General features: G+C 42.4%; 9 protein-coding genes. 3 read left to right on the top strand and 6 right to left on the bottom strand.

Going from position 1 to position 15251, the window contains the following annotated elements; all coding sequences use genetic code 11:
- Window position 1 precedes the first annotated feature (1 nt).
- The 4 genes from E7588_01355 to E7588_01340 all read right to left on the bottom strand — a co-directional run bounded on the left by E7588_01355 (window position 2) and on the right by E7588_01340 (window position 8468).
- Window positions 2-2959: an S-layer homology domain-containing protein gene (locus tag E7588_01355; protein MBE6687905.1), complete on the bottom strand. Its 2958-nt coding sequence runs from the start codon at window positions 2957-2959 to the stop codon at window positions 2-4.
- Window positions 2960-2974: 15 nt separating this feature from the next.
- A complete protein-coding gene (locus tag E7588_01350; GenBank protein MBE6687904.1) occupies window positions 2975-3718 on the bottom strand; it encodes a hypothetical protein in 744 nt (247 codons plus the stop codon).
- 372 nt (window positions 3719-4090) lie between these two features.
- Window positions 4091-7153 (bottom strand): hypothetical protein, encoded by a 3063-nt coding sequence (locus tag E7588_01345; protein ID MBE6687903.1) that lies wholly within the window; start codon window positions 7151-7153, stop codon window positions 4091-4093.
- A gap of 19 nt (window positions 7154-7172) precedes the next feature.
- On the bottom strand, window positions 7173-8468 hold the full coding sequence (locus tag E7588_01340; GenBank protein ID MBE6687902.1) for an aminotransferase class V-fold PLP-dependent enzyme: 1296 nt from the start codon (window positions 8466-8468) through the stop codon (window positions 7173-7175).
- 342 nt (window positions 8469-8810) lie between these two features.
- On the opposite strand from E7588_01340, the gene E7588_01335 reads away from it, so the two are divergent.
- The 3 genes from E7588_01335 to E7588_01325 all read left to right on the top strand — a co-directional run bounded on the left by E7588_01335 (window position 8811) and on the right by E7588_01325 (window position 10547).
- The gene (locus E7588_01335) at window positions 8811-9338 is read left to right on the top strand and encodes a 50S ribosomal protein L10 (protein ID MBE6687901.1); all 528 of its coding nucleotides are present in this window, start codon (window positions 8811-8813) and stop codon (window positions 9336-9338) included.
- A gap of 61 nt (window positions 9339-9399) precedes the next feature.
- Window positions 9400-9780 (top strand): 50S ribosomal protein L7/L12, encoded by a 381-nt coding sequence (locus tag E7588_01330; GenBank protein MBE6687900.1) that lies wholly within the window; start codon window positions 9400-9402, stop codon window positions 9778-9780.
- A gap of 80 nt (window positions 9781-9860) precedes the next feature.
- On the top strand, window positions 9861-10547 hold the full coding sequence (locus tag E7588_01325; protein MBE6687899.1) for a DNA alkylation repair protein: 687 nt from the start codon (window positions 9861-9863) through the stop codon (window positions 10545-10547).
- 38 nt (window positions 10548-10585) lie between these two features.
- Here the strand turns inward: E7588_01325 and E7588_01320 are convergent, their stop codons facing one another.
- Both E7588_01320 and E7588_01315 read right to left on the bottom strand, forming a co-directional pair.
- Entirely contained in the window at window positions 10586-13831 is a 3246-nt protein-coding gene (locus tag E7588_01320; protein MBE6687898.1) for a hypothetical protein, read from the bottom strand.
- Between the two features lie 196 nt (window positions 13832-14027).
- Window positions 14028-15251 carry a tyrosine--tRNA ligase gene (locus E7588_01315; GenBank protein ID MBE6687897.1) on the bottom strand — a complete coding sequence of 408 codons (1224 nt, stop codon included), beginning with the start codon at window positions 15249-15251 and terminating at the stop codon, window positions 14028-14030.

The raw sequence follows: 15251 nt of genomic DNA, 5'->3' as shown, positions 1-15251 counted from the left end.
TTCATTCAGTTATAAAAACACCCTGACCTGCGCCGAGAGTAAAGCAGAAGTATCCGTCCGAATCACAGGTAAGCTGTTGTGCAACGCCATCTAAATAGGCGGTAATGGTTTCAGCGGACAGCTTGATTTTCACCTGTGCAGCATCACTCTCAGATGAATTTACAAGGCTGTACGCCCTTTCCTTTCCGTTTTCACCGTCAAATACTCCCACAACAATCGTCCGATCTGAAATAAGATCAGAAATATAGGGATGCGATAGCGAAATATTGGTGAAATATTTGTTATCATATGTTTTTTCGGCGTTATATACCACAGTGGAAGCATATTCATATTCCATAAGCACATCGGAAATCGCGTTCAACTCTTTGTTGGCAGACTGAACGGCATAGTAGGTGGGTGTGATATTGCTGTTTGCATCGCATATACCCTCTGTCCACAGCCAACAAATGAAGTTATGGCACCCGAAAGAAAGAAGAGTATAATACTGACGCAGAACCATGTTCTTTTCCGTAATGCCGGAATCGGTCTGAACGATGCACCAAAGCTCTTTTCCGTTTTCGCGGGCTATTGACGAAACGATACTTACCGCTTCAATATAGCTTTCATACAATCCGTTTTCGGTATACGGAAAAATACTTGTCATGAGCACATCGGTGTGTCCGAGTTGTGCATACTCACGGCAATATTCGGAATACAACGCCAAATCGGCATCATAATAATCAGGGAAATCAGCCATTGTACCGTATTTAAGCTGATTTCCGGAAGAATACAGTGGCAAAAGATTGATAAACGACTTTTTACCCTGCACGTAAGAATGATATTCTTCAAGCAAAATTGATGTCTCGGTCAAATCTTCGCTTCCTATCTCATTTGCCAAAAGACTGCCGTAAAACGAAGGTCTTTCGCTATATTCAAGAAGGTTTGAATCATACGGACTTTGCTGAGTAGTAATAACATTTATCCCATTTCTATCGCAGTAATCAAATGTCATATTTATCTTTTCGCTTTGCAACATTTCGTTGCTCATCAAAAGTGTATTGAAGCCTGCCGTGCCATATGCCTCAAGAAGATTTTCATTAAGTACTTCCGTGTCAAAATTACCTAATGCTCCGATATGAAGCTTTTCGCCGGCAAAATATTCGTCTGTGTAATAGGTGTCATGATAAAGCCCGAGAATTGATTTGATAAGCCTGGTCATAACGGTGCATGCTTCCGCACGGGTAAAAAAGCCGTCAGGGTCAAAAATGTACAACGCCTTGCCCTTAATGATACCCAAAGACTGTACAAATATAATTGCATTCTTTATTTGCTCCGAGCAATGGTCAATATCGTTAAAAGAGAAGTCGGCGGAACGTTTGGGGAAAGTATATCCGCTGTATGAAACATAATTTGAAATTACCAATGACATTTCACCGCGGGTTATGGGACTTTCCGGACAAAAAAACATGCCATCGGGATTAAATATGCCATTCTCTCTCCCCCATTTTATGTAAGGAGCATAATACTGTTCAGGAGCCACATCTGCATACCCGCTGTCGTTACCGACAAGCGAAGCATCGACGCCGTGCATACGTCCGAGCACAGTAATTAACATACCGCGTGTAATCGTCATATCGGGTGAGAATTCCGTTTCGGATGTACCGCCGAAAAGTGTACGCGCAGAAACGTAGTCAATATATTCGCTTCCCCAATGTGAATCGGTGTCGATATACTGCTTTTTATTCTGCTTTATTGTGTATAAACCTTTTTTGGAAGCAAAATACACTACATAACCGTTCTTTGTGACCTCAGAAAGTGACAGCGGTGTGCCGTCACAAAGCACAACATCCGTGCACGTACCGCTTTTAATATCCGCAACTCCTGAAGGCATAATGTCATGCTCGGTATAAGGCTCACTCATCTTATCCGGCAGAACAGTTATTTTATAATTACTTCCCTTATATACCGCTCCGTCGGAAAAATTATCAAAACTTGCACTTTGAAGAAGAAAAGCAGAAGCATCGTAGTAGTTCGAAAAAAATCCTACACGTTCAATATCAATTTCTCCTCCGCCGTCAAATATCAACGCAAGCTGATGTATACGGTCTTTCCAAGCACGGTGAGAGTATTTTGACATATCCACAATGACATTGTGCCATGCACCGTCGGATTGCAAAACAAAGTGAGATTTAGGTGAATCCATGCCATTAAAGCTCAAGTAGGTTTGGGAAAACTCGGTTGAAGTTTTATATCTGAACGCAAAATAGGCAAACTCAAGAGCATTAAAGGAATGCGAAAGTAGATGTTCCGCCTTGATAGTGCCATCTGCTTTAATGTTCAACATTCCGACTTTATTGAATGTTTCGCCGCTTATATTCCACACGGAAGTATCCGCAATACCCGAAAACACCCAGCTTGGCGGATTTATTCCGTCCGGAGAAAAAAGCTTTTCATTTTCCTTTAGTGAAATGAGAGAACGACCTAAAAACTGCTGTGTTTTTTCCTCGGTTTCAAAAAGACCAATTCGGTCTATAACAATATGTGCATCACCATGCACACCATCGGAACGCAAAAAATACAATGTTATTTTATTAAGCGTTCCTTTAAGTTCAGTATTAAAAACAACATTTTCCCACTCACCGCCACTGCCGATCGGCAATTCACTCTGATATTCAGCCTCGGTAGTTTCAATAATGAATCTCAGGGTGCAGCCTGCCGAATCGCAACTAACACGCACCGCGGCATATTTATAATCAGCAACATCCATATCAGTTTTTCCAAAGCTTCTGGAAATATACGGTTTGTTACCCATGGGGATAAATTCACATTTTCCGTTTTTAATATCGAATTGCAGCATATCCGAATCTGAAGTCCACTGTAAAAGCTTATCCATGGTGTCAAACGCCCATTCATTATCAGCAGCTGAAGCAAAACACACACAAATTAAAATCAAAAACGGAATTACAAACTTAAATTTCACAAAAATCCTCCGAATTCAAAAGGAAAGCTCACAATAATAAGGCAGATGGTCCGAAACTCGCACCTGTGGAACTAAAACATTTTCGGCTTTAATTTCACCTTTTGCAAATATGTAGTCAATCTTTTTCCCCAATGTATCACAACAGTCATCCTCTCCCCAAGACGGGTAAGTTATTGGAAGGGTTTTAAACAAAGTGGCACTGTCGTTCAAATGCAGCGAAAGCTTTTTGATAAGCGGATTGTCGGGTTTCATATTCAAATCCCCGCTGAAAATCGTGGGAAGTGCACTGTTTTCAAGCTCTTTGAGAGTGCATTCCACCGCATTTTCCTGTTCAGCCGGACTAAGTCCGTAATGTGACATCATAACGCGCAACTGTCTTCCCTCAACATCAAGAACCGCGGAAATAATAACACGCCTTTCCAACAATCTTCCCGTGCAGTCAAAGCAGTCAGGAATTCTTATCATTTGTGCTGAAATTATATCATACTTTGAAAACAACGCAATGCCGTAATGTCCGCCTTCCAGTTCAATAGAAGGCGCAAAATAATAATTATAACCCAGCGCATCGGAAATTAATTTTGGCTGATTAACATTTCCTGAACGCTTGGTATTTTCGTCAATCTCATTAACGGTCACAATATCGGCATCAAAGTCACGTATTGCATCCAAAGTACGCTGCTCGATAACAGTTCTGCTGTTTTTATCAAATTCATAGTTTCTGCACGCGGCAATATTGTATTGTAAAAACTTAACCCTCATGTGAACAACCCCCTCAAGTGGTACAATGTTAAATTTATAAATTTATTTATTCAACGTAAATACATATGATTTTAACACACGCAGTGTATAATGTAGTATAACCACATCACAGAGGTGCAACAATGTTTAAATATTTTTCAAATACAGATTTTAAAACAAAAGCATTTCTTAATTGCTTTTTACATATAATTTTCTTCACTACCGTAGCTATGCTGTTTTATGGTATCGCTTCCGCCAAAGCACTCACACCGCTGGAAAACTATATCCTGTGTCAAAATATGATTTTAACATTTGAATACTTATTTATTTCGCTGTGTGAGTGCATATGCGGTACATTGATTCTTGATTACGTTTTTAAAAACCCGGGAAAAATTATTTAATCAATTCAAGTATACCCTGAGCATAAAGACGTATAAGAAAATCGTTGGGGTGGTTGATATTACTGGAAGTAAAATCAACAAATCTTTTTCGTGTGAGCATATAGTTATGCATAGACGTAAGCTTGAATATCTCAGCCTGAGAGCCATATTTACGAGAAAGATCCTGAAGTAAAGGTTCATAGCTGTCATGATAAGAGGTGCCATCGTCGAGGTATTTTGCAAAGCTGGATGCCGGATTTGGGATGGTTGTGGAAATAAGCAAAATCTCACAATCCGGATTTATTACCCATGCAGCCCTCATTATATCTTCTATATAGTCACGGTACACAATACCGTCAACCTTGAGTGTACCATCATTCATACCAAAAGCGATAACAAACAAATCAAAGCTGTCATTCTTGAACAGTTCAGACACATTATCCGCACCCCACTGTGCATACATACCGCCCTTTGAGCGATTGATAACATTAACCTTTCCGCCGTATTCGTTTTCAAGGCATTCTGCGACAAGGTCGATAAATTTCGGCAGGAACGGTGGGAGATTTACTGTCTCAAGACCGCTGCTGTCGCATCCGGTGGAGATACTGTCGCCGAACATAGCGATAGTAACCTCTTCGCCATTACGCACTTTTTCTTTGAACCCGGTCAGTTTTTCGGGATTGGAAACAGGATAATCCCCTTGCCAGCTGTCACTGTGGGTGTAGGTAACAGCACACTGCCTTGAATGGGATTTTCCTCTGTCACCCGTAAAAAGGAATCCGCCGTTGATAACGTCAAGATAAGTGCCTTCAATCGGGTGCAGCTCACTATTGGTCATGCAGACGATAGAGCTGTCGACCGGAATATAAAGCTTTCCGTCTCGGACTGTATAGTCCTTACCGTAAATATATTCCGTATCGAGAAGCCCGTTTTTTAGACTTATAACCTCGTCAATATCATAAAGAAGCTGAACTTCGATCTCCTCACCCTCTTTTTCGCGTGTCGGGAGGAATGATTCATAATATACCTTGTCACCTTTCCAGTACGGAACGGTCATCTCAGCCGCATTGTAACGAACATAATCCTTGACCGCCGAAATATGAAGCAGAGACTTGGTAAGACGAACAAAGACGGTACAAGCTTCGGCACGTGTAAGTTTTCCGTCGGGGTCAAATTTGCTGTTATTTTTGCCTTTAATGATGCCCGCCTCGGCAATACTTACAACTGCATTTTTTTCCTGCTGTGTAAGCGCGGAAATATCGTCAAAATTACACTCTGAAAAAAGTGCACTGTCAAACAGGTATCCGCTCTTCTTCATGAATGCATCCGTTATACATGCCATCTGTTTACGTGTGATTGCTTCCTCGGGGCAGAAGCGGTCGGAGGATTCGATTATTCCCTGCTCTGCCGCCCAACAGATGTAAGGTGCATAATATTCTCCACTGTTAACATCCGAGAACTTCTGCATGTTCATATAGTTAGCGGCATCCACACCTGCAAATCTACCCAGGACAGTGATAAACATGCCGCGACTGAGTGGCATATCGGGTGAAAACTCGTTTTCAGAAGTACCGTTGAACAAACCGTTCAAAGCTGCAATGCTTATATCATTTTCGCCCCAGTGGTTCTCAATGTCACCAAAGGAAATACTCCGCGGGGAATATGTAAGCTCTCCTTTACCTTGCGACATAAATGAGACCATTTTGCCGTTGTAATAGCTTATGGGAAGCGGTATTCCCTCTGCGTTTACGGTTTTGTTGAAATCGGCCAAATTCACATCGTCATACGGAACAACATATTGAAAAGCATCGAAATACTTTTCTTTAGAATTGGCGGGAATTACAACTCTCTGCTTATTGTATCTCAAAACGGAAATCGCATCCTTGCCAAACTCGGTATTTCGGTCCGCTGCGTAAGCATTAGCGTCATTTTCTGTTTTAAAAAAGCCTATGTAGTCAATATAGAATTCACGTGGATTGTTCTGCTTGAATTCGCGCATAGGGTCAAATCTAAGCGAGGTAAGCACACCATCCCAGGTGAATCCCGATACCATTCCCGCACCTGTGCCGGCAGAGTAATTCAATGTGACAGTTTCCCAATCCAGAGCATTTTCAGCTCTGACATTGATATATGGGTTGCCGCTTTGAAGGGTGTTCCAGAAATATATCTGCATATCTACGCCGGAAGCATGGCTCTGACGGTATCTGATTTTTACAAACGGGAATTTTGAGAGAGTAAACCGCTCATTCTCGGGAAGAGTGTATTTAAAGAAAAAATTATCGTCATCATCCCAGAGACCGAGAATGCCGTTGGAAAGACCTACGATTTGATGGGTTTTATTCTTGTTAATTTCAATGCCCGCAGGCAACCATTTCTCGACTTCCTGTTCGGTTTCAAATTCCCAAACTATATAATCGGAGTCATCGGCGGGAGCTATGTCGGTTTCGGGCTCAATTCCCTCAGGGCAGACCCATTCGTCCGCGGATTCACCGTTATAAGCCTGCGCTTCCGCCATTGTGGCAAACAGTGCAATATATTCCACATATACGGTGTCACCTGCATTAAATTTTGAACGGTCGTGGGCTTCCAGTGGGTCAAACCTCAAAATTTCCAGCTTACCGCCCCACAGCTCGCCACCAAGCTCTTTCATATCCACAATCACTTCCTGCCAATCTTCACTGCCGGTAAGCGCTCTGCGGACATAAGTGTTCTTCTCACCCATCGTTGTAAACTTCTCGGTTTTATAATAAAACTCGTAGCAGTACATTGTTGGCTGAGCGGTAGTCTTGAAGCGGTATTTCAGATAGCGGTAATCATCGGCATAGGAATTGTCACCCGAAAAGCTGTGAGTTACGTACGGGTCACAGGTAGTGCCGGCTTTTACAACCGCTTTTAGAGTAGAATTCTCAAAGCTGACCTCTGCGGATGAATAGCCGTTTTTAAAGCTATCCACCGCATCCTGCGTGTCAAATCTGTATATAAGCGCGGGTGCCATCTGCTGTTGGGCAACAGCGGCAAATGACATTGATAATGCAAGTAAAACAATGAAAAACAGCAAAGAAAGTACTTTTTTCATTATGACACCTCTTGTTATTTTAGTTGAGTGCCTGTTCGATATCAGCTATTATATCATCTGCGTTTTCAATACCAACCGAGAAACGAATAAGGTCCGGGGTGATTCCTGCAGCAACAAGCTGTTCGTCGGTAAGCTGGCGGTGTGTCATGCTGGCAGGATGAAGTGCGGAGGTTCTGATATCGGCAACATGAACAACGATAGCGGCAAGCTTAAGCTTATTCATAAACTGCATTGCCTTTTCTCTTCCTCCCGCAACACCAAAGGAAATTACACCTGCCGCACCTATAAACTCACCATCCTCGGTAAGCATATACTTCTTGGCAAGTTCATAATCCTTACTGCTTTCAATGCCGGGATAATTGATCCATGAAATCTTGCCTTCTTTAATTTTGGATTCGAGATATTTTGCGACTTTTACAGCATTTTCGCAGTGACGCTGCATACGCAGAGCAAGTGTTTCAAGTCCAAGATTGAGAATATACGCATTAAACGGGCTTGCAGCCACACCGAAATCACGCATAAGAACCGTTCTTGCTTTTGCAATAAATGCGGATTCTCCGAAATCTTCTGCAAAGACCACACCGTGATATGCCTGGTTGGGCTCTGTAAATTCGGGAAATTTGCCGTTTTTCCAGTTGAACTTTCCGCTGTCGACAATGCAACCGCCCAATGCAGAGGCATGACCGTCCATATATTTGGTGGTGGAGTGAATAACTACATCACAACCAAACTCGATGGGACGGCAAAGAACAGGTGTAGGGAAAGTATTATCCAGCATCAGCGGAATGCCGTTTGCATGTGCAACTTTTGCAAATTTTTCTATGTCAAGCACAGTAAGCGCCGGGTTGGCAATCGTTTCACCGAAAATCATTCTGGTGTTTGGCTTGATTTTCGCATTAAGCTCCTGTTCGGAAATATCAGGATCAACAAATATAACTTCAATATTAAGGCGTGAAAGTTCAGCGGTGAGAAGTGTTACCGTACCACCATAAATAGCAGTTGTAGAAATAATGCTGTCGCCGCTCTTGGCAACATTAAGAATACAAATGAGTATAGCAGACATACCTGAAGCTGTAAGCATCGCTCCCACGCCGCCTTCAAGAGCTGCTATTTTGTTTTCTACACACTCGAGAGTGGGATTTGAAATTCTGGTATACATATGACCAGCTGCCTTAAGATCGAAAAGATCTCCGACGTGCTCTGCACTGTCATATTTAAATGTTGTGGACTGATAAAGCGGCAATACACGAGGTTCGCCGTTTTTGGGTTTATATCCTTCCTGAACGCATTTTGTGTTGATGTGCTGCTTTTTCATAATTTTATATCTCCTTTAACTTTTTTCAATCAAACTTAAATACTAATACAGTGTATATTATATAATAGTTTTTCGTGCAAATCAAGTATTTTTTGAAATAGAAAAAAATTTTTTTGATTTTTTTCGTAAAACTATTGACAAAATTGAAATACCGTGGTATAATGTCAGAGTTGATGTAAGTCAATCCTAAGACAGTAGGTAAGAAATTATAATGGCACTGCCGCCTACCGAGGAAAGATGCTTTATTAATGTTGCATTTATACTTGTGATATTTTTATGCTCTTTTATCGGTTAGGTAAAAGAGCATTATTTTTTCTCATTTTTTATAGGAGGTGAAATATTATGCCAAGTGCAGCTATTCTTGAACAGAAGAAAAAAGATGTAGAAGCTCTGGTACAGAAAGTTTCCGAGGCTTCCGCAGGTGTTATAGTTAACTACTATAAGACAAACGTTGAAGACGACACCAAGCTCCGTGCTGATTGCCGTAAGGCAGGCGTTGAGTACGCTGTTATCAAAAACACCATGCTTCGTTTTGTTTTTAACGCTACAAATTACTCCGAACTTAACGATCAGCTCAACGGCATGACTGCTTTTGCTTTTTCTAAAGACGATGCAGTTGCTCCCGCTAAGGTTATGTCGGAATTTGCAAAAGACCATGATGATTTTGTAATCAAAGGTGGTTTTGTTGACGGAAAGGTAATTTCCGTTGCAGAAGTTAACAACCTGGCTTCGCTTCCCTCGAAAGAAGTTCTCGTTGCAAAAGTGCTGGGCAGCATGAACGCTCCCCTTTCCGGTCTCGTTACCGTTCTCAACGGCAACATTCGCGGTCTGGCTTGTGTTCTTAAAGCTATCGCAGACAAACAGGCTTAAATCAAGCCACAAGACATTAGTTTAAAAAATAATTTATATTTAATTTACGGAGGATACTAAAATGGCATCTGAAAAGACACTTGCTCTCATTGAAGAAATTAAAGGTTTAACCGTTCTCGAACTCTCTGAACTCGTTAAGGAACTCGAAGAAGTATTCGGCGTTTCCGCAGCAGCTCCCGTTGCAGTTGCAGCAGCTCCCGTAGCAGGCGGCGCAGCAGCAGCTGAAGAAAAGACTGAATTCGACGTAGTTCTTACCGCTGCAGGCGACAAGAAGCTCGACGTTATCAAGGTTGTTCGCGAAATCACCGGTCTCGGTCTGAAGGAAGCTAAGGACCTTGTTGAAGCTACTCCTAAGGCAATCAAGGAAGGCGCTCCCAAGGCTGAAGCTGAAGATCTCAAGGCTAAGCTCACCGCTGCAGGCGCTTCTGTTGAACTGAAATAATCAGATACTTCATCAGGACTTACATTAATTCAGAGAAACCCTCGGATTTTCCTTGGGTTTCTCTTTTTTGGTGAATTGATATGACTAAACAAAGCATTACCTCCACCCTATTATCATTTGCAGACGCTGACTACAAGCGCTTTCATTCCTCACTGATGCCGGAAATCGAAACAGACAGAATTATTGGTATAAGAATTCCGGTTTTACGTAAATATGCTGTTCAAATATGTGGCAGTACCGAAGCAAAACTCTTTATTAACACCCTTCCCCACTTTTACTACGAGGAAAACAATCTACACGGCATATTAATCGAGTATAACGGTGATTATCATGAAACCGTTCAGCTTTTAGACAAATTTCTACCGTATGTTGACAACTGGGCAACCTGCGACCTTATTTCGCCGAAGGTTCTCAAAAGTTACACCGACGAATTATATGCCAAGATATGTGAGTGGATAAACACAGATAAAACATACGCGGTGCGGTTTGGCATTAAAACGCTTATGAATTTTTTATCAAATGACAGTTTTTCACCTGCGCACTTAGAATTAGTTGCAAATATAACTTCACAGCAATACTACGTAAATATGGCAAGAGCCTGGTATTTTGCGACCGCGTTGGCAAAGCAATATAACTTTACCATCCATTATTTGAAAAGTCAACATCTTGACGGGTGGACACACAACAAAACCATACAAAAAGCAATTGAAAGCTTTCGTATCGACAGCGAAAAAAAGGAATATTTAAAATCATTGCGTAAAAAATAACGGACTCAAATGAGTCCGTTATTTTTTGCCAGTATTTATTATTCTACGGTTACGAATACGCCCTGTCCGTCGCCAAGCACAACAGTGTATACGCCGTTAACAGCGGTGATAACCTGAGGTTCATCATTGTCATAAACGGTAACTGTCTTTGTGGTATCGGAGAGAGTAAAGTTAACAGTGGTAGAAGTCATGTTCTGCCATTCAATCATGTTAACCAGTGTAAATGCATAGCCGTCGGTTTCCTTTGATTCGAAGCATCCAACAAGCAGAGGATCCTTACAATCAATATTGGAAATAATGTCGAAGTTCTCGTACTCTCCGGACATCTTCAGATAAGGTGTTGCCTCGGTGCAGTTGTGAGTAAACGCGCCAACATTCTTATACTTAATAAAGGTATCGGAAAGTCTTCTTATTTCCCACATTACAGGCTTAGCAGCATCATAGTTGTAGGTGGGAGTTCCGTCGTTGTAAACAACAGCGGGGCTATCGTCATTACCGGACCAGTATGTCCAAAGGAGAATACCGGTACAACCAAAGGACAGCATAGCATAAGTCTGCCAACGGAATTCTTCCTCGGAAGGATCGCGTTTGCTATTACTGCTTGTCCAGTCAAAGGTCTGGATGCAGCAGAAGAATTCTCTTCCGAACTCGCGTGCGGAGGTTGCAATTATATTGATAGACTCAACATAATCTTTGTAGGTAGTCTTAATACCGGAAGCCCAGCTGAGAGGATAAATATCGGTACAAATGTAGTCAACATTGTGTGTCGCATTGAAGGAGTCACAGTATCTCTTATAGATGTCACCGGTATTATCGTAGTACTGGATGGACTGAACGTTAGCGCCGTACTGAAGCTGTGCATCACTTGCATACATAGGAAGCAGGTTGATGAAAGGACGCTTATCGGGAAGCATTTCGGTATACTCATTACAAATCTCTGCAAAACGCTCGTAATCAACCATACCGGGCTCGTCGATGATGTAGTGACCGCCGAAAGAAGGATGTTCATAGTAATCGGAAGTCATTTCGAGAGGATTGTAGTCGCTCGCATCATTAAATACATCGTCTTCAGCATTGGGGTCATTATAAAGATTTCCGACGAGATCCAAGTTAACTTCCATACCGTATTTATCGGCGAGGTTGAGGAAGCTTTCGCGGATGTAAGGAACGCTTGTGCTGGGGGCATTGACAACATAGTCTACACCGAGGTCAGCAGCAAGCTTGAATGCTTCATCACTGTTGAACTTGTTAGCATTGAAGTTCCAGATACCGACACGGATACGATCACGGGTGTGATAGCCTTCGCCGTAGGGATTGTTATAAGTGGGAATACCAAGAATGCCCTTGATAACTCTCTGCATAACAGTGGCAACTTCTGCACGGGTAGAAATGCCCGCGGGGTCAAATATGCCATTGCCCTTGCCGTTTATAATACCTGCCTTCTGTGCGGCTTCGATAGCGGCAACGCTGTCAGCGGAAAGAGATGTGATATCATTGAACACGATAGGTTCAGCGTTGGAAACAAACTTGTAGTCGAAAGCTTTTACGTAGTTTGCAATTACAACCGCCATAACTTCACGGGTGATGGGAGATTCAGGTGCAAATTCGGTTTCGCTTACGGGAGCGAAAATTCCGATTTCCTTAGCCCACTGAATATAGGGTGCATAATACTCGGTTGCAGGAACATCTGCGTAGCCGGTGTTTCCGTCATAAGCAGAGGTATCTACACCATGCATACGGCCAAGAACGGTTACAAACATACCGCGTGTCATGGTGTCTTCGGGAGAGAATTCGGTGGGAGAAGTACCGCCGAACAGTGCTCTTTCGGAAACGAAATCTATATATCCTTCGCCCCAGTGACCTGCGATATCAGAATACTCCTTATTATTGAAAGCGACAGTGTAAGTACCTGCCTTCTTAGCGATATATCTGGTGTAACCAACAGGGTTGGTATAGCAGAGAGGCACAACAGAACTGTTGCCGGAAGCATCAGTAAAGTAAACTACAGGAAGCTTACCATCTTCGCTCTTGAGCACTTCATCCGCAGAAAGCATGTACTGTGCTTTATCAAAGCCATCGGAAAGAACGCCTGAGGGAACGATTGCTCTGTGGGTTTCACCATAGAAATGAGTTTCGCCATACTTGTCGATTTCTTCACTGAGGAAGTTATTTGCGTCAATGACATTTTTGAATATGCCGAGACGTTCAACATAGATAACCGCATTGGTATCATTACCGTTAATGGGGTCAAGACGGAGAATTGTAAGCATACCGCCTTCTGCCCAATACTTATTGTAAGTCTGCATATCCAGAATTATTCTCTGCCACTCACCATTATTGGTAAGAGCAAAGGAGTTATGACCTTCTCCGGAGAGTGTAGGCTTATTTGTAGTACCTACAAACAGTGCGCCGTTAGAAACCTCGGAAACGGAGCTCATTCTTATTGCAACATAGCGATAATCAGAGGTGTCAGGACCTTCACCTTCGGGGAAGTTGATGGTCATCATGGGGTCGCTGTTGGTAGGCAGTACTTTAATTGCACCAAACTCAACCGCACTGTCAATACCTGCCATTGCAAAGTTATTGGACGCAGCTGTATTGTAAACCCATGCATACGTCTTATCCCAGTCGCCATCATTAGGCTGATCGGCATCACTGACAAAAGTATGAGCCTTCGCAGCTTCTTCCGATTCAAAGAAACCTATGTACTGAACATCCATTTCAGAGCCTGTGGGAACCTGACCGGAGGGCTCGGCAATCCACATAAAGTCATAACGAAGGGTAGAAATTTTACCGCTCCAAACAGACTTTTCGAGCTTTACATCTGCATTGACATTCTGAGAAGACATATTACACTCAGGAATGTTGAATATGTATTCCTTGAATTCGGTGTCGTTTGCAGTTATGGGGAAATGTGTGCAGGAATCTGCAACAAGCTTGCCGCCTGTTCCATCGGAAACAAAATGGAACTCAAAAACCTCAGCCGCACTGCGGTTACGGATTCTCAATTTAATCCACTGATACTTGTCACCATCAAAAGGAACTTCGGGTTTAGAGGTGCCGTAAACGTCACCATTAGATTTTTCAGTCTCACCAGGACCGTTTTTGGAAACAACAACCATATGATCCTCGTTATAGATGAAAACGCAGTCGTTTCCGCCCTGGAACACCTGGTTGAAAACAGAGGGCATGATTTCATAAACTGCCTCTGAAGCTGTTGCGCCAAGGCAAAGAATCACTGCGAGGCAAACAACAGCCAATGCTGTTAAAAGATGTTTTTTCATATTATCCTCCTTATGAAAATGTACGAATATTATAGCATATAAAAACCAAATTGTCAATCTTTTTACCTTTTAAAATAATTATTTTTGACAAATTCATAAGCCATTTTCACTTAAACTCACGCCATTTTTATATAAAAACAGAGCAGTTTGTACAAAAAGCACAAACCGCTCTGGATATTATCGTCACAATAAACAATCAAGCTTTGACTATCTTGTGATATATTTTTTTACCCTTTTTGATTATGACATCACCGTCAAATTCCGCCTCGGTTATTACCGCATCAAAAGTTTCAACCTTTTTATCGTTAACCGCAATACCGCCTTGAGTAATAAGGCGCTTTGCCTCCCCTTTCGAGGGAGCAAGCTTTGCTTTTACAAGGATATCGGTAACTCTTACAGCACCATCAACAAAATCATCCTGCGTGAGCTCAGTTGTAGGCATATCCTCGGAAATGCCACCGTTTTCAAACAAAGCACGCGCCGCCGCCAGTGCCTTATCTGCTTCCTCAGCCCCGTGAACGAGCTTGGTAAGCTCATACGCCAGTACTTCCTTCGCCTTGTTGATTTCGCTTCCCTGGGCATTTTCATACTGTGCGATTTCTTCAAGAGACATAAATGTAAGCATCTTCATGCACTTGATTACATCGGCATCATTTACATTACGCCAATACTGGAAGAACTCATAGGGCGAGGTTTTTTCCGGGTCAAGCCATACAGCACCTTTAGCGGTTTTACCCATCTTCTTACCTTCACTGTTAAGAAGAAGAGTAACAGTCATGGCATATGCGTCCTTGCCGGTCTTTTTGCGGATAAGCTCTGCACCGAAGAGCATGTTGGACCACTGGTCATCGCCGCCAAACTGCATGTTACAACCATATTCATTATTGAGATGATAGAAATCATAGGATTGCATGATCATGTAGTTAAATTCAAGGAAGCTGAGCCCTTTTTCCATTCTCTGCTTATAGCATTCAGCACGAAGCATGTTATTAACCGAGAAGCATGCACCTACATCGCGTAAAAGCTCAATATAGTTGAGCTTCAGAAGCCAATCGGCATTATTTACCATGATCGCCTTATCTTCGCCGAATTCGATGAAACGTTCCATCTGCTTTCTGAAGCAGTCACAGTTATGCTGAATGGTTTCAGGCGTCATCATGGAACGCATATCACTTCGTCCTGAGGGGTCGCCGATGTATCCGGTACCACCACCGATAAGTACAACAGGTTTGTTACCTGCCATTTGCAAACGCTTCATAAGGCAAAGTGCCATAAAGTGACCTACATGCAGTGAATCGGCGGTAGGATCAAAACCGATATAAAAGCGTGCTCCGCCGTTGTTAATAAGGTCGCGTATTTCCTTCTCGTCAGTTACCTGAGCTATAAGGCCGCGAGCCTGTAATTCTTCGTAAATTCCCAT

The sequence above is a fragment of the Oscillospiraceae bacterium genome, assembly GCA_015065085.1.
In the GTDB taxonomy this organism is placed as follows: Bacteria; Bacillota; Clostridia; order Oscillospirales; family SIG627; genus SIG627.
Note: the sequence above shows the minus strand (reverse complement) of the source record. Positions and strands in the feature narration are given on the sequence as shown.

Excerpts from the sequence above, each read along its gene's own strand:
- E7588_01335 (MBE6687901.1), top strand. The coding sequence starts at position 8,811 with ATGCCAAGTGCAGCTATTCTTGAACAGAAGAAAAAAGATGTAGAAGCT.
- E7588_01345 (MBE6687903.1), bottom strand. The coding sequence starts at position 7,153 with ATGAAAAAAGTACTTTCTTTGCTGTTTTTCATTGTTTTACTTGCATTA.
- E7588_01330 (MBE6687900.1), top strand. The coding sequence starts at position 9,400 with ATGGCATCTGAAAAGACACTTGCTCTCATTGAAGAAATTAAAGGTTTA.
- E7588_01350 (MBE6687904.1), bottom strand. The coding sequence starts at position 3,718 with ATGAGGGTTAAGTTTTTACAATACAATATTGCCGCGTGCAGAAACTAT.
- E7588_01320 (MBE6687898.1), bottom strand. The coding sequence starts at position 13,831 with ATGAAAAAACATCTTTTAACAGCATTGGCTGTTGTTTGCCTCGCAGTG.
- E7588_01340 (MBE6687902.1), bottom strand. The coding sequence starts at position 8,468 with ATGAAAAAGCAGCACATCAACACAAAATGCGTTCAGGAAGGATATAAA.
- E7588_01315 (MBE6687897.1), bottom strand. The coding sequence starts at position 15,251 with ATGGGAATTTACGAAGAATTACAGGCTCGCGGCCTTATAGCTCAGGTA.
- E7588_01325 (MBE6687899.1), top strand. The coding sequence starts at position 9,861 with ATGACTAAACAAAGCATTACCTCCACCCTATTATCATTTGCAGACGCT.